General features: G+C 61.7%; 17 protein-coding genes. 9 read left to right on the forward strand and 8 right to left on the reverse strand.

Going from position 1 to position 23,104, the window contains the following annotated elements:
- Together TU80_RS00150 and gpmI are read right to left on the reverse strand one after the other, a co-directional pair.
- Nucleotides 1-1,296, reverse strand: a complete 1,296-nt coding sequence (locus TU80_RS00150) for a murein hydrolase activator EnvC family protein (protein WP_046385001.1) — start codon at nucleotides 1,294-1,296, stop codon at nucleotides 1-3.
- 258 nt (nucleotides 1,297-1,554) lie between these two features.
- Nucleotides 1,555-3,081, reverse strand: coding sequence for a 2,3-bisphosphoglycerate-independent phosphoglycerate mutase (gene gpmI, locus TU80_RS00155; RefSeq protein WP_046385000.1), 1,527 nt, complete (start codon nucleotides 3,079-3,081; stop codon nucleotides 1,555-1,557).
- A gap of 151 nt (nucleotides 3,082-3,232) precedes the next feature.
- On the opposite strand from gpmI, the gene TU80_RS00160 reads away from it, so the two are divergent.
- Genes TU80_RS00160 through secB form a run of 3 tightly spaced genes read left to right on the forward strand, consistent with a single transcriptional unit; the run spans nucleotide 3,233 to nucleotide 4,423 of the window.
- On the forward strand, nucleotides 3,233-3,646 hold the full coding sequence (locus TU80_RS00160; protein ID WP_017849931.1) for a rhodanese-like domain-containing protein: 414 nt from the start codon (nucleotides 3,233-3,235) through the stop codon (nucleotides 3,644-3,646).
- A 1-nt stretch (nucleotide 3,647) separates the two neighbouring features.
- A complete protein-coding gene (gene grxC / locus TU80_RS00165; protein ID WP_046384999.1) occupies nucleotides 3,648-3,902 on the forward strand; it encodes a glutaredoxin 3 in 255 nt (84 codons plus the stop codon).
- 41 nt (nucleotides 3,903-3,943) lie between these two features.
- Entirely contained in the window at nucleotides 3,944-4,423 is a 480-nt protein-coding gene (gene secB / locus TU80_RS00170) for a protein-export chaperone SecB (protein WP_017849929.1), read from the forward strand.
- A gap of 118 nt (nucleotides 4,424-4,541) precedes the next feature.
- Here secB and TU80_RS00175 read toward each other — a convergent pair whose 3' ends face one another.
- A complete protein-coding gene (locus TU80_RS00175; protein WP_017849928.1) occupies nucleotides 4,542-4,997 on the reverse strand; it encodes a tRNA (cytidine(34)-2'-O)-methyltransferase in 456 nt (151 codons plus the stop codon).
- On the opposite strand from TU80_RS00175, the gene TU80_RS00180 reads away from it, so the two are divergent.
- On the forward strand, nucleotides 4,996-5,436 hold the full coding sequence (locus tag TU80_RS00180) for a hypothetical protein (protein WP_017849927.1): 441 nt from the start codon (nucleotides 4,996-4,998) through the stop codon (nucleotides 5,434-5,436). The two genes, TU80_RS00175 and TU80_RS00180, sit on opposite strands and share 2 nt — an antisense overlap.
- 531 nt (nucleotides 5,437-5,967) lie before the next feature.
- Here the strand turns inward: TU80_RS00180 and ntrC are convergent.
- From ntrC to glnA, 4 genes are all read right to left on the reverse strand, one after another.
- Nucleotides 5,968-7,404, reverse strand: coding sequence for a nitrogen regulation protein NR(I) (gene ntrC, locus TU80_RS00185; RefSeq protein WP_017849926.1), 1,437 nt, complete (start codon nucleotides 7,402-7,404; stop codon nucleotides 5,968-5,970).
- Nucleotides 7,401-8,486, reverse strand: a complete 1,086-nt coding sequence (gene glnL / locus TU80_RS00190; RefSeq protein ID WP_017849925.1) for a nitrogen regulation protein NR(II) — start codon at nucleotides 8,484-8,486, stop codon at nucleotides 7,401-7,403. Before glnL ends, ntrC begins: the two co-directional genes overlap by 4 nt.
- Nucleotides 8,487-8,797: 311 nt before the next feature.
- Nucleotides 8,798-9,334 (reverse strand): chorismate mutase, encoded by a 537-nt coding sequence (locus tag TU80_RS00195; protein WP_057003611.1) that lies wholly within the window; start codon nucleotides 9,332-9,334, stop codon nucleotides 8,798-8,800.
- A gap of 145 nt (nucleotides 9,335-9,479) precedes the next feature.
- Nucleotides 9,480-10,886: a glutamate--ammonia ligase gene (gene glnA, locus TU80_RS00200; protein ID WP_017849923.1), complete on the reverse strand. Its 1,407-nt coding sequence runs from the start codon at nucleotides 10,884-10,886 to the stop codon at nucleotides 9,480-9,482.
- Between the two features lie 334 nt (nucleotides 10,887-11,220).
- On the opposite strand from glnA, the gene thiI reads away from it, so the two are divergent.
- Both thiI and typA read left to right on the forward strand, forming a co-directional pair.
- On the forward strand, nucleotides 11,221-12,675 hold the full coding sequence (gene thiI / locus TU80_RS00205; protein WP_046384997.1) for a tRNA uracil 4-sulfurtransferase ThiI: 1,455 nt from the start codon (nucleotides 11,221-11,223) through the stop codon (nucleotides 12,673-12,675).
- A 139-nt stretch (nucleotides 12,676-12,814) separates the two neighbouring features.
- Complete coding sequence (gene typA / locus TU80_RS00210; RefSeq protein WP_017849921.1) at nucleotides 12,815-14,635, forward strand: translational GTPase TypA; 1,821 nt, start codon at nucleotides 12,815-12,817, stop codon at nucleotides 14,633-14,635.
- Nucleotides 14,636-14,831: 196 nt separating this feature from the next.
- Here typA and TU80_RS00215 read toward each other — a convergent pair whose 3' ends face one another.
- Entirely contained in the window at nucleotides 14,832-15,266 is a 435-nt protein-coding gene (locus tag TU80_RS00215) for a YkgJ family cysteine cluster protein (protein ID WP_017849920.1), read from the reverse strand.
- A gap of 236 nt (nucleotides 15,267-15,502) precedes the next feature.
- Between TU80_RS00215 and TU80_RS00220 the strand changes: the two genes are divergently transcribed.
- The 3 genes from TU80_RS00220 (at nucleotide 15,503) to TU80_RS00230 (ending at nucleotide 23,003) form a co-directional block, all read left to right on the forward strand.
- The gene (locus TU80_RS00220) at nucleotides 15,503-17,953 is read left to right on the forward strand and encodes a glycogen/starch/alpha-glucan phosphorylase (protein ID WP_026140399.1); all 2,451 of its coding nucleotides are present in this window, start codon (nucleotides 15,503-15,505) and stop codon (nucleotides 17,951-17,953) included.
- 158 nt (nucleotides 17,954-18,111) lie between these two features.
- A complete protein-coding gene (locus TU80_RS00225; protein WP_057003612.1) occupies nucleotides 18,112-21,651 on the forward strand; it encodes a DUF2339 domain-containing protein in 3,540 nt (1,179 codons plus the stop codon).
- On the forward strand, nucleotides 21,651-23,003 hold the full coding sequence (locus TU80_RS00230; protein ID WP_057003779.1) for a DUF3999 domain-containing protein: 1,353 nt from the start codon (nucleotides 21,651-21,653) through the stop codon (nucleotides 23,001-23,003). Before TU80_RS00225 ends, TU80_RS00230 begins: the two co-directional genes overlap by 1 nt.
- Nucleotides 23,004-23,104 lie beyond the last annotated feature (101 nt).

Raw genomic sequence — 23,104 nt, forward strand, 5'->3', positions numbered from 1 at the left:
CTATCCTTGGGTGCGGCACCATTGTGCAGGATCGCTCGGGCGGCCCTGCTGACGAATAGCGAAGTACAGCGCCGGGGTGTCCTGGCCGCCACTGTTACCGACAGTGGAGATGGATTCCCCGGCTTTTACCACATCACCTGCCGACTTGAGTAAAGTCTGATTGTGGCCATAAAGACTCAAATAGCCATTACCGTGGTCGAGAATCACCAATAAACCGGCGCCCCGCAGCCAATCGGCAAACACCACGCGACCGCCGTGGACGGCGTGGACCTGGCTGCCGGCGGCCGCGCTGATCATCACCCCGTCCCACTTGGCGCGGGTGTCATCGCCGCGGGTTTCCCCAAAGCGTGCCAGCAGTCGACCATCAACCGGCCACGGAAGTTTGCCGCGCGCGGAAGCAAAAGGCCCGCCGAAGGATTCGCCCGCGCTGGAAACCAGCGGCCCGGGCGCTGCGTGCGCCGGTTTGCGCGGTGCCGGGGCGTCGCTCGTGGCTGCCAGTTCGGCCTCACGCTGGCGCTTTTTTTCCGCTTCCTGCTGGGCGATCAGCGCTTTCTGTCGCGCTTCCTCGGCCTCGCGTGCCTGGCGAGCCAGGGTTTCTTCGATGGTTTTCAACACTTTGCCGAGGTCGGCCTGGTCCTGCTCGCGGGCTTGTAGCTTGGCGTCGCGGGCCTTTACGTCGTCATTGAGCTTGGCCAGGGCCAACTGGCGTTCCTTGCGCACCTTGTCGAGCTGGTCGCGCTGGCTGTCGAGGCTGCTTTTCTGGTCGAGCAGTTGCGATTGCTGGTCGGCGATTTCCTGTTCGACGTTGGCCAGTTGGCGCAGGGTCTCGTTGAAGCCCTTCAATTGGGCAAGGCGTGCCTTGCTCAGGTAATCGTAGTAGGTCAGGGTGCGCGCGAATTTTTCCGGGTTCTGCTGGTTGAGCAGCAGCTTGAGGTACTCCTGGCGGCCACTCTGGTAGGCGGCGCGGGCCTGGATCGCGATCAGGCGTTGCTGTTCAACGCGGGCGCTCTGGAGTTTTTTTTTCTCAGCGTCGAGTCGCTCCAGTTCCGACTCGCTCTTCTTTAATTCTTTTTGTAGCTCCTGGACCTGCTTCTCCAGCTTGCCCATCTCGGTTTCCGTGCCGCGCAGGTCTTTCTGCACCCCGGATTTCTCTTCCTGGAGCTTGCCGAGCAGTTTTTTCAGCTCGGTGATGTCCTGACGCGTAGCGTCCAACTGTTGTTGGGTTTGCGCGCGCTCATCGGCAAATGCCGGTTGGAGCAGGCAGACAAGAGCGAGGGTAATCAAGGCGCGAAGCATAGAGGCGGGCGACACCAGGGAAAGGGACGGCCTAGTATGCCCGGCAAGCGCTGCAAAAAAAACGCCCAATTCGGGCTTCTGGGCAAGATAGGTGCCGAGCGGCAGTGGTATGGCGAAAAGACACCTACCCAACACCGAGAGTTCAGTGTGGGAGGGGGCTTGCCCCCGATAGCAGTGGGTCAGCCAACACCTATTCAGCTGACACACCGCAATCGGGGGCAAGCCCCCTCCCACATTGGTTCTGCGGTGTGGTTTAGATCAGACCAGAATCGAGGTGCCGGTCATCTCTTTGGGCTTCTCCAACCCCATCAACATCAGCATGGTCGGCGCCACATCGGCCAGCACGCCGCCTTTGCGCACTTTCAGGTCGCGCTTGCCGACGTAGATGAACGGCACCGGCTCGGTGGTGTGGGCGGTGTGGGCTTGCCCGGTGGACTCGTCGGACATTTGCTCGCAGTTGCCATGGTCGGCGGTGATCAGCGCTTCGCCGCCGACTTTTTCCAGGGCGTCGACGATGCGGCCTACGCACAGGTCCAGGCATTCCACGGCCTTGATCGCGGCGGCCAGGTTGCCGCTGTGGCCGACCATGTCGCCGTTGGCGTAGTTGACCACGATCACGTCATAGCGCTGGTGTTCGATGGCGTCGACGATCTTGTCGGTGACTTGCGGTGCGCTCATTTCCGGTTGCAGGTCGTAGGTCGCGACTTTCGGCGACGGGATCAGGATGCGCTCTTCGCCCGGGAACGGTTCTTCGCGGCCGCCGGAGAAGAAGAAGGTCACGTGGGCGTACTTCTCGGTTTCGGCGATGCGCAGTTGGGTCTTGCCGTTTTTCGCCAGGTAGTCGCCCAGCACGTTTTCCAGGCTGCCGGGGGCAAAAGCCGACGGGGCCGGGATGTTGGCGGCGTATTGGGTGAGCATCACGAACTCGATTTTCGGCTGGCGCGCGCGTTCGAAGTCCTTGAAACCCGGGTCGACGAACACATGGCTCAGCTCGCGGGCACGGTCGGCGCGGAAGTTCATGAACACCACGGCGTCGCCGTCTTCCACTTTCACCGGCTCGCCGATGGTGGTGGCCTTGACGAACTCATCGCTCTCGCCACGCGCGTAGGCGGCTTCCAGGCCTTCCTGGGCGGTGGCGGCGTTGAATTCGGCCTGGCCGTCGACGATCAGGTTGTAGGCCTGGGACACGCGGTCCCAGCGGTTGTCACGGTCCATCGCGAAATAGCGACCGACCAGGCTGGCGATGCGGCCCTTGCCGAGGGCGGCGAAGGTGGCGTCCAGCAGTTCGATCGACGATTGCGCGCTTTTCGGCGGCGTGTCGCGGCCGTCGAGGAAGGCGTGCAGGTAGATCTTGTCGGCGCCGCGCTTGAAGGCCAGTTCGGCCATGGCCACGAGGTGGTCCTGGTGGCTGTGTACGCCGCCATCGGACAGCAGGCCCATGAAGTGCACGGCCTTGCCGGCAGCGACGGCTTTATCGACGGCCGCGCAGATGGTCGGGTTCTCGAAGAACTCGCCGTCGCGGATCGCTTTGGTCACGCGGGTGAAGTCCTGATAGACCACTCGTCCGGCGCCGAGGTTCATGTGGCCGACTTCCGAGTTGCCCATTTGGCCGTCCGGCAGGCCCACATCCATGCCCGAACCGGAGATCAGCCCGTTGGGCAAAGTGGCGGTCAGACGGTCCAGCACCGGCTTGTTGGCCGAGTACACGGCGTTGTCGTGGTGGCTTTCACTGTGTCCGAAGCCATCGAGAATTATCAGGACCAAAGGTTTAGGCGTCGTAGTCATAGATCCTCTCGCGGCGGTAATTGATGAAGGGGATTGAAAAGGGAGTGGCAGTTTAAAGCGAAGTTCCGACCACGTCACCGCTTTACGGGGGTTGGCCCCCCCTGACGGCTGTGTATACTTACCGCCATTTTAACGCCCTGGAACCTCCTTGATGGTTGATCACCTGATTGCATTTGCCACTGCCCACTACCTGCTCGCGGGTGCCTTCGTCATCCTGCTGGCGCTGCTGATCGCTCATGAAATGAGCCGCGGTGGCCGCAGCCTGAGCACGTCGGAGCTGACCGCGCTGGTCAACAAGGATGAGGCCGTTGTCGTGGATATCCGTCCGGCCAAGGATTTTGCCGCCGGTCATATCGTTGGCGCCCTGAACATTCCCCAGGACAAGCTGATCGCGCGCCTGGCCGAGCTGGAAAAGCACAAGGCCAAGACCATCATCCTGGTCGACGCCCAAGGCCAGCACTCCGGCACCCATGCCCGCGAAATGCTCAAGACCGGCTTTACCGCCGCCAAACTGTCTGGTGGTATCAGCAGCTGGCGCGCCGACAACCTGCCGCTGGTGAAGTGATATGAGCCAGGTTGTCGTGTATTCCAGCGATTGGTGCCCTTACTGCATGCGGGCCAAGGCCTTGCTGGAGAAAAAGGGTGTTGCCTTCGAAGAGATCAAGGTCGACGGCAAACCCCAGGTGCGCGCCGAAATGGCCCAGAAGGCGGGACGCACGTCCGTGCCGCAGATCTGGATCGGCGCCAAGCACGTCGGTGGATGCGATGACCTGTTTGCCCTTGAGCGCGCCGGCAAGCTGGACGCGCTGCTTCACGTCTGACTCCTAAACCCTAAAAGACCCAAGATCAAGAAGGATCTGCGATGACTGACCAACAGAACACCGAAGCAGCAGAAGCCCAAGGCCCACAGTTTTCGCTGCAGCGCATCTATGTGCGTGACCTGTCGTTCGAAGCGCCGAAAAGCCCGGCCATCTTCCGTCAGGAGTGGACCCCAAGCGTCGGGCTGGACCTGAACACCCGTCAAAAAGCCCTGGAAGGTGACTTCCACGAAGTCGTGCTGACCCTCTCGGTCACCGTCAAGAACGGCGAAGAAGTGGCCTTCATCGCTGAAGTGCAACAGGCCGGTATCTTCCTGATCCAGGGCCTGGACGAAGCGTCCATGAGCCACACCCTGGGCGCGTTCTGCCCGAACATCCTGTTCCCGTATGCCCGCGAGACCCTGGACAGCCTGGTCACCCGTGGCTCGTTCCCGGCGCTGATGCTGGCTCCGGTGAACTTCGATGCCCTGTACGCGCAAGAGCTGCAGCGCATGCAACAGGAAGGTTCGTCGACGGTTCAATAAGTCGATGCGCTAAAAATGTGGGAGGGGGCTTGCCCCCGATTGCGGTGTGTCAGCTGAATAGGTGTTGGCTGACTCACTGCTATCGGGGGCAAGCCCCCTCCCACATTTGTTATGTGTGTTATTTGAAGCCGAGTTGGCGCCAGCCTTCGTAGACGGCGACGGCGACGGTGTTCGATAAGTTCAGGCTGCGGCAACCTTCGCGCATCGGCAAACGCAGGCGATGGCCGTCGGGCAGGGCGTCGAGCACCTCGGCCGGCAGGCCACGGCTTTCCGGGCCGAACAGGAAGGCGTCGCCGTCGGCGAAGCTGGCGTCATGGAACGGCCGCGAGCCCTTGGTGGTGAACGCGAACAACCGAGGGTGGCCGAGGCTTTCCAGGCAACTGGCGAGGTCGGCGTGGCGTTGCAGGGTGGCATACTCGTGGTAGTCCAGCCCGGCGCGGCGCAGGCGCTTGTCGTCCATGTCGAAGCCCAGCGGCTCGATCAAATGCAGGTGGCAGCCACTGTTGGCGCACAGCCTGATAACGTTGCCGGTATTCGGCGGAATTTCTGGTTGAAAAAGGATGACGTGAAACATGCACGGCTCCGAAGGCAAAGATGCGCTGCATTCTACCCTCGAAGAAGACCCCAGGCCGAAGCTATTGCCAAGGGTTTTGGGCTCTTTGGCGATTGTCGGCCTGATGGTGGGCCTGATGATCGGGCGCCTGACCGCCCCGGACCCGGTCGAATTGCTGCAGGTGACGCCGGCGGCCGACGGTGTGGTGGTGTGGTTCAACAGCGAACCCAAGCTGCATGGCGAGCATATCGACGGCACCGTGGCGCTGTTGTTCGACGCGCAGGGCAAGGCCGCCAGCGGGCAGCTCAAGGTCAATGACAAGGATGTGAACTGGCGCGTGCGCAAGACCGATGGCGGCCTGTTGCTCAACCTGGTGGCGGCGCGGCCGTTGCGTGGGGAATGGTCGGGAGAGGAAGCTGAAGGCCGCTGGCGGCTGGAGATCCATCTCCAAGAGCAATAAAAGAGGGAGTTCCCGGCCTGCCTGTACCAGGGCTCCCAAAACGGGATGAAGCCATCCGGCTTCGTGTTAAAGAGGGAATCCCCGGCCTGCCTGTACCGAGGTTCCCGAAAGCGGTGTGGAGCGCGACGCGGTTCGCATCAAGCACCCCGGGTGTAAAGAGGGGATTCTCGGCCTGCCTGTACCAAGGTCCCCGAAACTGGGTTGTATCAGGGTTATTGCAGGGCGCGTGCCACACTGGCCAAGTTGCTCGAAAAAAACGCTCCAGACAGCGAAAAGCCCCGGAATACGGGGCTTTGGCGTTTTCGGTTGTCTGATTTCAGGCGGCGGTGCGAAGGTTTGAGGTGTTGGCGCCGTGCCCGATGCCGGTTCATGGTGCATTGAAGCGGTGCATGGTCGCCAAACCTTGTGCAGATCCAAATGTGGGAGGGGGCTTGCCCCCGATTGCGGTGGATCAGTCATGTAGATGCCGACTGACATGCCGCTATCGGGGGCAAGCCCCCTCCCACATTGGATCTTCAGTGGGGCTGAAATTCAGCCCTCGTCACCGTCGTCATCATCCGCGCCATCGACCTTCATCCCCAGTTCCTTGATCTTGCGCGTCAGGGTATTGCGGCCCCAACCCAGCAGCACGGCGGCATCGCGACGGCGGCCGGCGGTGTGCTTGAGGGCGGTTTCGATCATGATCCGTTCGAAGGCCGGCACGGCGCTGTCCAGCAGGTTCGACTGGCCGCGTGCCAGGGCCTGGTCGGCCCATTGACGCAGCGCCTGTTCCCAGTTGGTCACGGGGGCCGAATCCTGCGGCAGGCTGAGCAGCTCCGGCGGCAGGTCGCTGATATGCACTTCGCGCCCGGACGCCATGACCGTGATCCAGCGGCAGGTGTTCTCCAGTTGGCGCACGTTGCCGGGCCACGGCAGGTTCTTCAGGTATTCCTCGGTCTCGCTTTTCAGCAGCTTCGGCTCGACGGCCAGCTCCTGGGCGGCGCGGCTGAGGAAGTGGCGCGCGAGGGTCGGGATGTCTTCGCGACGGTCCGACATGCGCGGGATGTGGATGCGGATCACGTTGAGGCGGTGGAACAAGTCCTCACGGAACTTGCCCGCATGCACCAGGGTTTCCAGGTTCTGGTGAGTCGCGGCGATGATACGCACGTCAACCTTGACCGGCGTATGCCCGCCCACACGGTAGAACTCGCCGTCCGCCAGCACGCGCAGCAAGCGGGTCTGGGTATCGGCCGGCATGTCGCCGATTTCATCGAGGAACAGCGTGCCGCCGTCCGCCTGTTCAAACCGCCCGCGCCGCAGGTTGGCCGCGCCGGTGAAGGCGCCTTTCTCGTGGCCGAACAGCTCGGACTCCATCAAGTCCTTCGGAATCGCCGCCATGTTCAGCGCGATGAACGGCGACGCCGCGCGCGGGCTGTGGCGGTGCAGGGCGTGGGCCACCAGTTCTTTACCGGTGCCCGACTCGCCGTTGATCAGCACGGTGATGTTGGAGTGGCTCAAGCGCCCGATGGCGCGAAACACTTCCTGCATCGCCGGCGCTTCACCGATGATTTCCGGGGTGCGGGTCAGGGCGGGCGGGGCTTCCTGGTTCTGCTGTTCCTGGGCGTGCTGGTTGGCGCGCTTGACCAGCGCCACCGCTTCGTCCACGTCGAACGGCTTGGGCAGGTACTCAAAGGCACCACCCTGGTAGGACGCGACAGCGCTGTCCAGGTCCGAGTGCGCGGTCATGATGATCACCGGCAGGCGCGGGTGCTGCTCGCGAATCCGCGCCAGCAGGTCCAGGCCGCTGGCACCGGGCATGCGGATGTCGGAGATGATCACGTCGGGCTGCTGGCGCGCCAGGCGGCTCATCACCCCGTCAGCGCTGTCGAAGCTCTGGGTGGTCATGCCTTCCTGTTGCAGGGCTTTCTCGAGGACCCAGCGGATAGAACGGTCGTCATCGACGATCCAGACAGTTTCACTACGGCTCATGTCGATGGGGCTCCTTGTTCCAGAGGCAGAAAGATCGAGAACGTGGTGTGGCCAGGATGGCTCTCACATTCGATCAGACCCTGGTGCTGGCTGATGATGTTCTGGGTAATGGCCAGGCCCAGCCCGGTACCGTCCGGGCGGCCGCTGACCATGGGGAAGAAAATGGTTTCCTGCAGTTCTGCTGGAATGCCCGGGCCGTTGTCGGTGATTTCGACTTTGGTCACCAGGCGATGGCGCACGTGGCCGATGGTGAACTGGCGCAAGGCGCGGGTGCGCAGGCTGATGCGGCCCAGGCGCAGCTCGTTCTGGCTGCTGATGGCCTGCATGGCGTTGCGCACGATGTTGAGCACCGCCTGGATCATCTGCTCGCGGTCGATCAACACGTCGGGAATGCTCGGGTCATAGTCGCGCACCAAGGTAATGCAGCCTTGGCTTTCGGCCTCGACCAACTGGCAGACACGCTCCAGCACCTCATGCACGTTGGTCATCGCCAGCGACGGCAGCTTGTTGGAGCCGAGCATGCGGTCCACCAGATTACGCAGGCGGTCGGCCTCTTCGATGATGACGTTGGTGTAGTCCTTGAGGTGCTCGTCCGGCAGCTCACGAGCCAGCAACTGCGCCGCGCCGCGAATCCCGCCCAACGGGTTCTTGATCTCGTGGGCCAGGCCGCGGACCAGCATCTTGCTGGTTTCCTGCTTGGACAACTGCGCTTCTTCCTTGGTGATGCGCAGCAGGCGGTCACGCGGGTGGACTTCGAGCAGCAGCAGGGTGCTGCCGTTGCTCAGGATCGGGGTCACGGCGTAGTCGACGGTCAGGGTCTGGCCGGTCAGGGCGGTGAGCATCGCTTCGCGCTTGGTGAACGGATGTGCCTGCTCCACTGCCTGGCGCAACGAGCTCAAGGCTTCGGCCGACTCGGTGAACAACTCGCTGATGAACTGCCCATGGCTGCGCTGCCCGCTGATGGCCAGGAGCATCTCCGCCGCCGGGTTCATGTACTCAAGGCGCAGGTCGTCATTGAGCAGGATGGTCGCGGTGGTCAGGTTGTCGAGTAACAAACGGTGCAGTGCATCGCTGATGGTCATCAGGACCTCTTTTGGAGCAAGGCGCGGGCTTGAGGCACACGCTGATACAAGGAAAATGCAAAAACCAAACCAAGGCTCCGAAAAGAAGCGTTTAAGCCCTGAAATAAGGGTTTAAGGCTCGAAACTGTGGCGTTCTGCCAGCTTCATCGGGAAGTTTCGAACCAAAATGGGCTGGGTCGGTGGGAAGGGTGCAAGCTGTCGCACCAATATAGTGCGATTTTGTGACGATTGTTCAGGAAGCGCGAATTCACACAAATCAAATGTGGGAGGGGGATTGCCTCCTCCCACATTTTTGGATCGGGTTTACCGTTTTAGTTTTTGTAGATACACAGCTCGGCGGTCGCGCGGATCATCGCCAACTGCTGCATCGGCTCATTGAGCGGCTCATGCACGGCTTCGGCCAGCCATTGCGGGCACTGTGGGTCGGTGCGCTGCGGGCTGAAGTCGGCCAATTGCTGCAGCAGGCGTTTTTGCAGTTGGTCCAGTTGCGGGCGAATCTGCTTGACCAGGTCCGGGCGCGGATCGTCGGGGGCCTTGCCCTGGAACTGCCAGTCGGAAAGATGGGCGTACTGCACCAGTTTGTTCGCTTCGATCTGTGCCGAGAAGAACTGCCCGGCGGCGGCAGGCTCCAGCTTGTAGCTCGGGGCCTGGGCGACGACGCTGGCGATCACCTCTTGCTCGCGCTTCTTGTCTTCTACGGGCTTGTGGCTGTCCCACTTGCTCAGGGCGACCTGATCGGCGATCGCCAGGCGCTCGGCGATGCTGTTGAGTAAAGGTTCGAGGCTGGGCGGCGCAGCGCTCGCACTGGCACTGACGAATAACAGAGCGAACACAAGTCGACGGTTCAATGCTGATCTCCTTGTGGGAGGGAGCAAGCTCCCTCCCACCTTTTTGATTGGGTTTGCAGGTGCGGAGCTGTGTAATCCCCGGGCAAAAAAAGACCTCCCGAAGGAGGTCTTTTTCGATCACGCCACGTTAAGCGACGCTACCGGATCAGCAGCTGTAGTACAGCTCGTATTCCAGTGGGTGTACGAAGGTGCGGACTTTGATTTCTTCTTCGCTTTTCAGCTCGATGTAGGCATCGATGAAGTCGTCGCTGAATACGCCGCCTTTGGTCAGGAACGCACGGCCCTTGTCCAGCTCTTCCAGGGCTTCTTTCAGGCTGCCGCACACTTGTGGGATCTCTTTGGCCTCTTCAGGCGGCAGGTCGTACAAGTTTTTGTCGGCGGCGTCGCCTGGGTGGATCTTGTTCTGGATGCCGTCCAGGCCAGCCATCAGCAGTGCAGCGAAGCCCAGGTACGGGTTGGCTGCCGGGTCCGGGAAGCGGGCTTCGATACGGCGAGCGCGCGGGCTGGACACGTAAGGAATACGGATCGATGCGGAGCGGTTACGAGCCGAGTAGGCCAGCATTACCGGTGCTTCGAAACCTGGGACCAGACGCTTGTAGGAGTTGGTCGACGGGTTGGTGAAGCCGTTCAGGGCCTTACCGTGCTTGATGATACCGCCGATGAAGTACAGGGCGGTGTCGGACAGGCCGGCATAACCTTCGCCAGCGAAGGTGTTCTTGCCATCTTTAGCGATGGACAGGTGAACGTGCATACCCGAACCGTTATCGCCGTACAGAGGCTTAGGCATGAAGGTTGCGGTACGGCCGTAGGCATCAGCCACGTTGTGTACGCAGTACTTCAGGGTCTGGACTTCGTCAGCCTTGGCAACCAGGGTGTTGAACTTCACACCGATTTCGTTCTGGCCGGCAGTCGCCACTTCGTGGTGGTGTACTTCGATGACCAGGCCCATTTCTTCCATGGCGTTGCACATGGAGGTACGGATTTCGTGGTCGTGGTCGAATGGCGGAACTGGGAAGTAGCCACCTTTGATACCTGGACGGTGGCCTTTGTTGCCGCCTTCTACGTCCTGGTCGGACATCCACGAACCTTGTTCGGAGAAAATCTTGAACATGGAACCGGAGATGTCGGACTTGAACTTGACCGAATCAAAGATGAAGAATTCTGGCTCTGGGCCTACGAATACGGTGTCGCCGATACCGGTCGACTTCAGGTATTCCTCGGCACGCTTGGCGATCGCACGTGGGTCGCGGTCGTAGCCTTGCATGGTCGAAGGCTCGATCACGTCGCAGACGATGATCAGGGTTGGGTCTTCGGTGAACGGGTCCAGCACGGCAGTGCTGTCGTCCGGCATCAGGATCATGTCGGAAGCTTCGATGCCTTTCCAGCCGGCAATGGAGGAACCGTCGAACATTTTGCCTTCTTCGAAGAACGCGTCATCCAGCGCGTCGCGAGCCGGCATGGTCACGTGGTGCTGAGTGCCTTTTGTGTCCGTGAAGCGCAGATCAATCCACTTAACGTCATGATCTTTGATGAGTTGAACCGACTTCGACATGGTGTCCTCCGGGGTGGCTTCGGGCTGGGTAGTGGAGTTAGCCCTTAGAATGTGGGTGATGCCGGCGCGGATAGTCCGCCATGGCAACCTGCCTCACAAGAGAGCAAATTGCATGCCAGTGCGCCAACATGGCCTTTTTGCGTCAAAATGGCCCCTATAACAGTGCAAACCGCCGAAATGGAATAAATAACGCACTGCAATGTGGCGCACATTTGCATAAATGACCTCTTTTGGTGCGTTGCGCCGTTGATGCATATTAACTGGTTAAACCTTGAGCGATTTCCGCTATAATCCGCGCCCCCCTTTTTCGGCAGGCCCTGCGCGCGCTGTTTCCATGAAATTAATCGTTAAAGTCTTCCCCGAGATCACCATCAAAAGCCGACCGGTACGGATGCGTTTCATCCGTCAGTTGGCCAAGAACATCCGTGCCGTGCTCCGCGATCTGGACCCGGCTGTGGTGGTGAACGGTGTGTGGGACAATCTCGAGCTGGAAACCCGTGTCACCGACGCCAAGGCCTTGAAGGATATGACCGAGCGCCTGAGCTGCATGCCGGGCATCGCGCATTTCCTGCAGGTCGACGAGTACCCGCTGGGCGACTTCGACGACATCACCGAAAAGTGCAAACAGCACTTCGGCAGCGAGCTTGAAGGCAAGATTTTTTCGGTGCGCTGCAAGCGTGCCGGCAAGCACCCGTTCAGCTCCATGGATGTGGAAAAATACGTCGGCAGCAAGCTGCGTCGCGAGTGCGGCGCAGCCGGAATTTCCCTCAAGGCGCCGCAAATTGAAGTGCGGATGGAAATTCGCGACCAACGGTTGTTTGTGATCCACAGCCAGCACAATAGCATTGGTGGCTACCCGCTCGGCGCCCTGGAACAGACCCTGGTCTTGATGTCCGGCGGTTTCGATTCCACGGTGGCGGCCTACCAGATCATGCGCCGCGGCCTGATGAGCCACTTCTGCTTCTTCAACCTGGGCGGGCGTGCCCACGAATTGGGCGTGATGGAAGTCGCGCACTATATCTGGAAGAAGTACGGCAGCTCCCAACGCGTGCTGTTTGTCAGCGTGCCGTTCGAGGAAGTACTGGGCGAAATTCTCGGCAAAGTCGATAACAGTCATATGGGCGTAGTATTGAAGCGTATGATGTTGCGCGCAGCGTCCCGAATTGCCGATCAGCTGCAGATCGACGCGCTGGTGACCGGCGAAGCGATTTCCCAGGTATCCAGCCAGACGCTGCCGAACCTGTCGCTCATCGATTGCGTGACCGAGAAGCTGGTGCTGCGCCCGCTGATCGCCAGCCATAAGCAGGACATCATCGACCTGGCGGAACAGATCGGCACTGCCGACTTCGCCAAGCACATGCCCGAATATTGCGGGGTCATCTCGGTGAACCCCAAGACCCACGCCAAGCGCAACCGCGTGGAGTATGAAGAACAACAGTTTGATATGGCGGTTCTGGAGCGTGCGCTCGAGAACGCCAAACTGGTCCCGATCGATCGTGTCATCGACGAGTTGGGCCAGGATGTGCAGATCGAAGAAGTCAGCGAAGCCCTGGCCGGTCAGATCATCATCGACATCCGTCACCCGGATGCCGCTGAAGACGAGCCGCTGGAAATCGCTGGCATCGACGTACAAACGCTGCCGTTCTATGCATTGAACGCGCGTTTCAAGGAACTGGATAACAGCCGTCAGTACCTGCTGTATTGCGACAAAGGCGTGATGAGTCGCCTGCATGCCCACCATTTGCTCAGTGAGGGGCATGCCAATGTGCGCGTTTATCGACCGAGCTAAGAGCCCGGGGCTGTTTGCCTGTGGCCTGCGTCACCGGCCCCCCGACTCTGCCGTCAAGCTGTAACGGCAAGGCCTGACTCTACTGTTAATCGCTGCCACGACCTGTCAGCACACCGAATCCTCTGATCGAGATACACAAGTGATCGAAAATCTACGTAACATCGCCATCATTGCTCACGTTGACCATGGTAAAACCACCCTGGTAGACAAACTCTTGCGTCAATCCGGCACCCTGGAGCGCAACGAGCTCAACGACGAGCGCGTGATGGACTCCAACGACCAGGAAAAAGAGCGCGGTATTACCATCCTGGCTAAAAACACCGCTATCAACTGGAACGGCTACCACATCAACATCGTGGATACCCCGGGCCACGCCGACTTCGGCGGCGAAGTAGAACGCGTAATGTCGATGGTCGACTCCGTTCTGCTGCTGGTTGACGCTCAAGACGGCCCTATGCCGCAAACCCGTTTCGTGACCAAGAAGGCGTTCGAAGCCGGCCTGCGTCCGATCGTGTGCATCAACAAGGTTGACCGTCCAGGCGCGCGTCCGGATTGGGTTCTGGACCAGATCTTCGATCTGTTCGACAACCTGGGTGCTACCGAAGAACAACTGGACTTCCAGGTTATCTACGCTTCGGCCCTGAACGGTATCGCCGGTCTGGATCACACCGCCATGGCGGAAGACATGACCCCGCTGTACCAGGCCATCGTTGACCACGTTCCACCACCGAAGGTTGACCGTGACGGTCCGTTCCAGATGCAAATCTCGGCACTGGACTACAACAGCTTCCTGGGTGTTATCGGCGTTGGCCGTATCGCTCGTGGTAGCGTCAAGCCGAACACTCCGGTTGTCGCTATCGGCGCCGACGGCAAGAAGCGCAACGGTCGTATCCTGAAACTGATGGGTCACCACGGCCTGCACCGCATCGACGTTGAAGAAGCGTTCGCCGGCGACATCGTGTGCGTCAGCGGTATGGACTCGCTGTTCATCTCCGACACCCTGTGCCAGCCGGACACTGTCGAGGCGATGAAGCCTCTGACCGTCGACGAGCCAACCGTTTCCATGACCTTCCAGGTAAACGACTCGCCTTTCTGCGGTAAAGAAGGCAAGTTCGTGACCTCCCGTAACATCAAGGAACGTCTGGACAAAGAGCTGCTCTACAACGTGGCACTGCGCGTTGAAGAAGGCGACTCGGCTGACAAGTTCAAGGTTTCCGGCCGTGGTGAGCTGCACCTCTCGGTACTGATCGAAACCATGCGTCGCGAAGGCTTCGAAATGGGCGTTGGTCGTCCTGAAGTGATCATCCGTACTGTTGACGGCGTGAAGCAGGAACCGTTCGAAAACGTCACCATCGACACCCCTGAAGAATCCCAGGGCAAGGTCATGGAAGAGATGGGCCTGCGTAAGGGCGACCTGACCAACATGGTGCCGGATGGCAAAGGCCGTGTGCGTCTGGAATACAACATCCCTGCGCGTGGTCTGATCGGTTTCCGTAACCAGTTCCTGACCCTGACCAACGGTGCTGGCATCCTGACCTCGATCTTCGATCGCTACGACACCATGAAGTCCGGCGACATGTCCGGCCGTCAGAACGGTGTTCTGGTTTCGGTTGAAACCGGCAAGGCGCTGACCTACTCCCTGGAAACCCTCCAGGCGCGTGGCAAGCTGTTCGTTGAACACGGTCAAGAGATCTACAACGGTCAGATCGTTGGTCTGAACAGCCGTGACAACGACATGGGCGTCAACCCAACCAAAGGCAAGAAGCTCGACAACATGCGTGCTTCGGGTAAAGACGAAACCATCGCTCTGGTTCCACCTGTTCGCTTCACCCTGGAACAGGCCCTGGAATTCATCCAGGACGACGAGCTGTGCGAAGTCACGCCTAAGTCGATCCGCCTGCGTAAGAAGATCCTGGACGAAGGCGAGCGTACCCGCGCTGCCAAGAAAGCCAAGAACTGAGTTAACTCAGGCTGAATGAAAAACGCCCCCGGTCGAAAGGCCGGGGGCGTTTTTTTATGTCTGCAGGTTTTGTGCTGAAGGTGCCGGCCCTATCGGGGGCAAGCCCCCTCCCACATTTTGAAGGCGTTCACAAATCAAAACTGTGGGAGGGGGCTTGCCCCCGATAGGGCCCTTGAGAACCCATGCAAAACATGGATCAGAACTTATCGAGCGTCTTGAAATTGGTCTCGCGCACCACTTCCTTGGGCTTGTACGCGCAATACCCCGGCCGCGGGCCGATTTTCGGGTGGTTGCGGCAGGTATCCGGGCGCTTGTCATAAATAGTGCAGAAGCGCGTCTTACGATCCAGGTACAGGCAGTCGTTGTTGCTCATGCGCTGCAGGGTGAAGATCTCGGATTTGCTGTTGTAGCGCTCGACGATGCCTTCCTTCTGCAAACGCTTGGCAATGTTCTTCGGCGGGTCGCCGCGCTCGAATTCATCGACGATGCCAATGCGGATCAAGTCTTTGATCTTCACTTCGACCGGCAGCGTGCAGCAGCTGGACACGCAGCCTCCGCACATGTGGGCGGAATATTTCTGCCAGGTCTCGAGACGGTCGAGTTCCGCGGCGGCGATCAGTTGAGGCTTCATCAGGGTTCCAAGGTGGGGCGGTATCCGGGCGCGCGATCATACCGGGATTGATGGTTTTTTGAACAATATTTTCGGGTTTTCAGCTCGAAGGCGGCTCGAACAGTGATCGGGCACGACCCCTGCATTAAATTCATGCAAAGGTGAATGAGTTAAAAAACTGCCGAACCAGCGCGTCGACCGCCGGTCAGACCGACTAGGCTCTAGCAACTCCTTCAATCTCGCCCGAGGTCACACCGATGTCTCAGGAACCGCTTGCACGAGAAGCAGAGGTAGCCGCATTTCGCGATGCTGTCTTGACCAAACTCACCTACGCGGTGGGCAAAGACCCGGATCACGCCTTCGACCATGACTGGTTCGAAGCCATTGCCCTGGCCGCCCGCGACCAGATGGTCGATCACTGGATGAATCATACGCGGCAAATCTACCGCAAAGGCCAGAAGCGGGTGTATTACCTCTCGCTGGAATTCCTCATCGGCCGCCTGCTCTTCGACAGCCTGAGCAACCTCGGCCTGCTGGAGATCGCTCGCGAAGCGCTCACCGAGTTGGGTGTCGACCTGGAACGCATCCGCCTGCTGGAGCCCGATGCAGCGCTCGGCAACGGCGGTCTGGGGCGCCTGGCGGCGTGCTTTATGGAAAGCATGTCGACCCTGGGCATTGCCGGCCATGGTTATGGCATCCGTTATGAGCACGGGCTGTTCCGCCAGGCGATTGTCGATGGCTGGCAGCAGGAGCAGACCGAGCGCTGGCTGGATTTCGGCAACCCGTGGGAGTTCGAACGGGCTGAAGTGATCTACCCGATCGGCTTCGGCGGCAGCGTCGAAACCCTCGCCGATGCCGGCGGCAAGCTGATTCAGGTGTGGTCGCCCAGCGAAACCGTGCGGGCCGTGGCCTACGACACCCCGGTGGTCGGCTGGCGCGGCGCCAGTGTCAACACCCTGCGGCTGTGGCGTGCGCGTGCCGTGGAAGACCTGCACCTGGAGCGCTTCAACGCCGGCGACCATTTGGGCGCCGTCGCCGAAGTGGCCCGCGCCGAAAGCATCTCCCGAGTGCTTTACCCGGCCGACAGCACCGAAGCGGGGCAGGAACTGCGCCTGCGCCAGGAATACTTCTTCGTCTCGGCCTCGCTGCAAGACCTGCTGCGCCGCCACAAGAACATGCACGGCTCGGTGCTGAGCCTGGGCGAACATGCCGCCATTCAGCTCAACGACACGCACCCGTCCATCGCGGTCGCCGAGTTGATGCGGCAACTGGTGGACCTGCACGATATTCCCTGGGAAGCGGCGTGGGACGTCACCGTCGAAACCCTGTCGTACACCAACCACACACTGCTGCCCGAAGCCCTGGAAACCTGGCCGGTCGGCCTGATGGAGCGCATGCTGCCCCGGCACATGCAGATCATCTACCTGATCAACGCGCAGCACATCGACTCGCTGCGCGCCAAGGGCATCCACGATTTTGACGTGCTGCGCGCCGTGTCGCTGATCGAAGAAGACAACGGCCGCCGCGTGCGGATGGGTAACCTGGCGTTCCTCGGCTCCCATAGCGTCAACGGCGTATCCGGCCTGCACACCCAACTGATGCGCAGCACGGTGTTCTCCGAACTGCACAAGCTGTACCCGGAGCGCATCAACAACAAAACCAACGGCATCACCTTCCGCCGCTGGCTGTACCAGGCCAACCCCCAACTCACCGGCATGCTCGTCGACGCGCTGGGTGCGGACATCCTCGACAAGCCCGAACAGCGCCTGATCGAACTCGAACCGTTTGCCGAGAAGCAGGCCTTCCGCAAGGCCTTTGCCGAACAACGCCTGCACAGCAAGCGCGCGCTGGCCGAGATCATCCATGAGCGTCTGGGTATTGCGGTCAACCCGGCGGCGATGTTCGACGTGCAGGTCAAGCGCATCCACGAGTACAAGCGCCAGTTACTCAACCTGCTGCACACCGTGGCGCTGTACCAGGCGATCCGTGCCGAGCCCGAGACCGACTGGGTGCCGCGAGTGAAGATCTTCGCCGGCAAGGCGGCGGCGAGCTATCACCAGGCCAAGCTGATCATCAAGCTGACCAACGACATCGCCCGTACCGTCAATAACGACCCCACCGTGCGCGGCTTGCTCAAGGTGGTGTTCCTGCCCAACTACAACGTCAGCCTGGCGGAAAGCATCATCCCGGCGGCGGACTTGTCGGAGCAGATTTCCACCGCCGGCTTTGAAGCATCGGGCACCAGCAACATGAAATTCGGCCTTAACGGCGCGCTGTCCATCGGCACCATGGACGGCGCCAACGTCGAGATGCACGAGCGCGTGGGCGGCGAGCACATGTTTATCTTCGGCCTCAGCGCCCAGCAGGTGGAGGCCCGCAAGCACGCCGGTGAATTCCACGCCGGGCCGGACATCGCCGCGTCCCATCGTTTGAGCGATGTGTTGCAAGCGATTCGCGGCGGGGTGTTCTCGCCGGACGATCCGGGCCGTTATGTGGGCTTGATCGATGGGCTGATCGAGTACGACCGCTTCCTGGTGTGTGCCGACTTCGATGCCTACTGGGAGGCGCAGACCCGGGTCGACGCGCATTGGCATGATTCCAAGGAATGGTGGCGTTCGGCGGTGCTCAATACCGCGCGGATGGGCTGGTTCTCTTCGGACCGGACGATCCGCGAATACGCCACCGAGATCTGGAAAGCGCTCGACTAAACCCCCCAAAACCAAAATGTGGGAGGGGGCTTGCCCCCGATAGCGGACTGTCAGTTTGCAGATATGTCGACTGGCACACCGCTATCGGGGGCAAGCCCCCTCCCACATTGGTCTCGCGTCGATATACTAGGTCCCGGTTTGCTTAGGGAATATCGACCATGCAATGGATTTTCATGCTGATTGGGCTGGCGCTCGGCTGGACGCTCGATGAGTCGTTCGGCGACGCGGGCATCGGCGCGCTGCTGGGGTTGGGCATTGGCCAGGCGATTCGCCTGTCGATGCTGGCTTCGCGCACGGATGAACAAGGCCGTCAGTTGGAGACCGCGCAGAAAGCGCTCACCGCGCTGGAACAACGCCTGGCGCAAATGGAAAAGCCTGCACCCGAACCTGCGCCGCTGGCGCACAGTGTGGTGGTCGAATCCCCCGTCGCCGAATCCGCCCCGCCGGCCAAGGCCCCCGAGCTTATCTGGGAATTGCCCGCCGAACTGGCGCCGACCCCCGTCGCCATTGCCGCCGAACCAAGCCAGGCATTACCGGCGGATGTGTGGACGCCTGCCGAGAAACCTCCTGCACCTGAACCGGTTATCCCCCGAGGCCCGAACCTGATCGAACGCGCCATCCGCGGCGCGCGCAATTGGCTGTTCGGCGGCAATACCGTGTTACGCGTCGGTGTGGTGCTGCTGTTCCTCGGCCTGGCCTTTTTGCTGCGTTATGCCACCGAAGGCATGGTGGTGCCGATCGAACTGCGTTATGCCGGGGTTGCCGCCGCCGCCTTGGGCCTGCTGGGCCTGGGCTGGTGGTTGCGGCTGCGCAACAGCAATTACGGCTTGATGCTGCAAGGCACCGGGATTGCGGTGCTGTACCTGACGGTGTTTGCCGCAATGCGCCTGCACCCGTTGATCGACCCGGGCGCGGCGCTGGGCCTGCTGGTGGCGGTCACGCTGTTTTCGGCGATTCTGGCGATCACCCAGGATGCGTTGGGCCTGGCCTGCGCAGCGGCGCTGGGCGGGTTTGCCGCGCCGATCCTGACCTCCACCGGCGCCGGCAGTCATGTGGCGCTGTTCAGCTACTTCGCCCTGCTCAATGCCGGCATCCTCGCCATCGCCTGGTTCAAGGCCTGGCGCCTGCTCAACCTGATCGGCTTTGTCGGCACCTTCGGCATCGGTTTCGCCTGGGGCCTGCGTTCGTATGCGCCGCAGCTGCTGTGGAGCACCGAGCCGTTCCTGATCGTGTTTTTCCTGATGTACCTGGCCATCGGCCTGCTGTTCACCCGGCGCAAATTGCTGGAGATGAACGACGCGCCGGAGGACGACAGCCGGGGCGCGCTGCTGCGCTGGTCGGCGGCCAAGGGCGATTATGTCGACGGCAGCCTGCTGTTCGGTCCGCCACTGGTGGGCTTTGGCTTGCAGTTCGCACTGGTACAACACCTGGAGTTTGCCGCTGCGTTCAGCGCCCTGGGCCTGGGCATCATCTACATGGGCCTGGCCCGACTGCTCAGTGGCGGGCGTGCCTTGTTGCTGGCGGAAACCTGTCTGGCCCTGGGCGTGATCTTCGCCAGCCTGGCGATTCCCCTGGGCCTCGACGCGCGCTGGACCGCAGCGGCCTGGGCCGTGGAAGGCGCCGGGATCTTCTGGCTCGGCCTGCGCCAGCAACGGCCGTTGGCGCGGGCGTTCGGCCTGTTGTTGCAACTGGGCTCGGCGCTGGCGTTCCTCAGTGAACTGCGCGTCGGCGCACACACAATGCTGGACGGTGCGCCATTGGGCGCGCTGTTGCTGGGCACCGCGTTGCTGTTCAGCTTCGCGCAGTTGCGCAACGCCTCCACCGAACAGGCGGCGGCTTGGGAGCGCAAGGGCTTGCCGGTGTTGGCCAGCCTCGGGCTGACCTTCGTGTACCTGCTCGCACCGCTGCTGTTGCTGACCCAAGGCACCGCCATCAGTTGGGCGCTCGCCGGCCTGGCGACGCTGTACGTGGGCCTGCGCATCGGTTCACGGACCTTTCTGTTCACCGCGTTCGCCGTGCAACTGCTGGGTGGCGCGTTGTTCCTGTTGCGCCTGCAAGGCGGTGATGGCGCGGCGGTATTCAGCGCGGGTTGGGGCGGTTTGCTGACGGCCTCGCTGATCGGGCTGGCGTTGATCGGCGGCATGCTGCTGGCGGCCCGTGACGACATGGTGCGCAGCGACGCGCGCCTGTTGCGCGGGTTGTCGGTGGTGCTGCTGGCCGGCCTGGTGTTGATCAACCTGGCCGTGCTGTTTGTGCTGCCTTGGGAAAGCGCCAGCGGGGTGTGGGCGGCGAGCGGTCTGCTGATCATCTGGTTGAGCCTGTACCTGCAACAGCGCGTCAGTTTTGTGTTCGGTTTGCTGCTGCAACTGATCGGCGGCGCGTCGTTCCTGCTGGCAGTGCCGGAACTGCTCGGGCCGTTGACCAATGAAGGTTTGCGTCCGTTGGCGCACAGCGGTTTCTGGACGCCGATGGTGTTGGGCCTGGCCGCTCTGGTCGGCGCCTGGCGCTTGCAGCGCGAACCTCATGCGCCGGTGTTTGCCGTGCTGAAACTGCAACGCCTGTCCGACCTGTTGCTGGTATGGGGCGCGGCCTGGTGGGCGTTGGCGCTGATCGGCGAAGTGCTGCGGTTTATCCCGCAAGAGTTGCAGGGCGCGTTCCTGCTGGGTATCGCCGCGGCGAGCGTGGCGCTCTGGACGCTGTTCGCGGCGCGCCTGCGCTGGGCCTCGCTGGCGATGCTCTGCACCTTGCTGATGCCGGCGGCGGCAGCGGTGTTGCTGGTGTCTGCCCATAGCTACTATCACCCGGCGGCGCAGTTCGGCTGGCTGGCCTGGCTGGCGGTGTTCGCGGTGCATTTCATCTCATTGCGGCGCTTGGCGGCGGTGGCTCCGGCCAAAGTACTGAGCGTTGCCCATGTGTTGGGTAGCTGGATGTTGATCGGCGTCCTGGCGCTGGAGCTGCGCTACGGCCTGTTGTTGCTGTCGAGCGAATACAACGCCTGGCGCTGGCTGGGCTGGGCGATCCTGCCGAGCCTCTACCTGGTGCTGGCGGCTGCGCCGCGCAGTTGGCCATGGCCGGTGTCGGCCTATGGCAAGGAGTACCGCGTGCTGGCGGCGCTGCCGTTGGCGGTGCTGATGCTCGGCTGGTTCTGGCTGGCCAATACGTTCAGTGACGGTACGGCCAAGCCGTTGCCCTATGTGCCGCTGATCAACCCGCTGGACCTGGGCCTGCTGTTTGCCCTGCTTGGCGTGTATCTGTGGTCGCGCAGTGTGGCGCCGCAGCGCGGGCCGCGTGCCGAATGGATCGCCCAAGGGGTGGCGGGGGCTTCGCTGTTTGCGTTCTTCACGGCGCTGGTGATGCGTACCGCCCACCATTGGGGCGGCGTGCCGTTTCACCTGGACGCGTTGCTGGAGTCGATGCTGGTGCAAGCCGGTTTGTCGATCATCTGGACCCTGATCGCCCTCGGCCTGATGATCGGCGGTCACCTGCGCCATCGTCGCGAAGTTTGGCTGATCGGCGCGGCGTTGATTGCCGTGGTGGTGGCCAAGTTGTTTTTTGTCGAGCTGAGCAACCGTGGCGGCCTGGCGCGGATCGTGTCGTTCATTGGCGTGGGCGGGTTGTTGCTGGTGGTGGGTTACTTCGCACCGCTGCCGCCCAAGCGCGCCGAACCTGTGTTGGAAACTGAAGGAGCATCCTCTTGATCGGTAAGTTGAGCGTGGCGGTAGTGGGCGTGTGTGCGACATTGTCGGTATGGGCCCAGGAAACGCCCGCCGACTTCTCCGCCCAGGTGCCGCTGAGTGTCAGCGGCAACGGCCCATGGTATCGCCTCGAATTGCCGCTGGCCGTGCAACTGAGTGCGCGCCAGGCCGACCTCAGCGACCTGCGCGTATTCAACGCCGCCGGTGAGCCCCAGGCCTACGCGCTGTCGCGCCAATCTGCGCAACACACCGAGAACCGTAACGTTGCCGATGTGAAGTGGTTCCCGCTGTACGCCGCCGACACCCGCGAAACCTTGCCAGCGGTGGTGATGAAGTCCAGCGCCGAAGGCACCTTGCTGGAGGTGCGTCCCTCCACGGCAACCACGACCGGCCAGCAGGTGCTGCGCGGCTGGGTGCTCGACGCCAGTGCGATCAAGGCGCCGTTGCAGCAACTGAGCCTCGACTGGAGCCACGAGCAAGAAGGCTTCCAGCGATTCAGCATCGAAGCCAGCGATGACTTGCAGCACTGGACGCCCTGGGGCGACGGGCAAGTGGCGCGCTTGTCGTTTGCCGACGAGCGCGTCGAGCAGCACGACGTCAACCTGCCGGGGCAAACGGCGCGTTACCTGCGCCTGTTGTGGCAGGGCCAGGCGGCGCCGCTGTTGACCTCGGCCAAATTGGTCAGCGCCACCCGCAGCAGCCTGCCGACGCCATGGGTGTGGTCGCAGCCGCTCTCCGGCACGCGGCTGCAGGCGGGGGAATACACCTGGCAGTTGCCGGCGGGGCTGAACGTCGAGCGCCTGCGCGTGGAATTGACACAACCCAATACGCTGGCGCCCGTGACCTTGTCGGGGCGACGCGACAGCAAGCAAGCCTGGCAGCCGCTGAGCAATGGTTTGCTGTACCGCCTGACCCAGAACGGCCAGGACGTGGTGCAGGATCAATTGCAGTTGCCGGGCCAGGCGGTCGCCGAACTCAAGTTGCAGGTGGATGAGCGCGGCGGCGGCCTGGGCACCGCCGCGCCGACCCTGCGGGTTGCCGTGCGCGCCACTCAGTTGGTGTTCCTGGCGCGGGGCGAGCCGCCGTTCACCCTGGCGCTGGGGAATGCCTCGGCCAAGGCGGCGAACCTGCCGCTGTCGACCCTGATCCCCGACTACAGCGCCGAGCGCCTCAACACCTTGGGGCAGGCCACGGTGGCGGGGGACGTCAGGGTCACGTCGCCAGCGCTCGTGGCCGCTGTCGACACCGAACCGAACTGGAAAAAACTCGGACTCTGGGCCGTATTGCTGCTCGGTGTGGCGGCGCTGGGGGCCATGGCTTACAGTTTGCTGCGCAAGCCTGCAGCAGCACGTTAAATAACGTCCATGAACTCTATTGGGTTTAAATCCTCTGATAGGAGGAAATACGCCCCGACTCGCGTTAAACTGCGCGGGTTTTTAGCCCCCCCATACATCGG

The sequence above is a fragment of the Pseudomonas veronii genome (genome assembly GCF_001439695.1).
GTDB lineage: Bacteria > Pseudomonadota > Gammaproteobacteria > Pseudomonadales > Pseudomonadaceae > Aquipseudomonas > Aquipseudomonas veronii.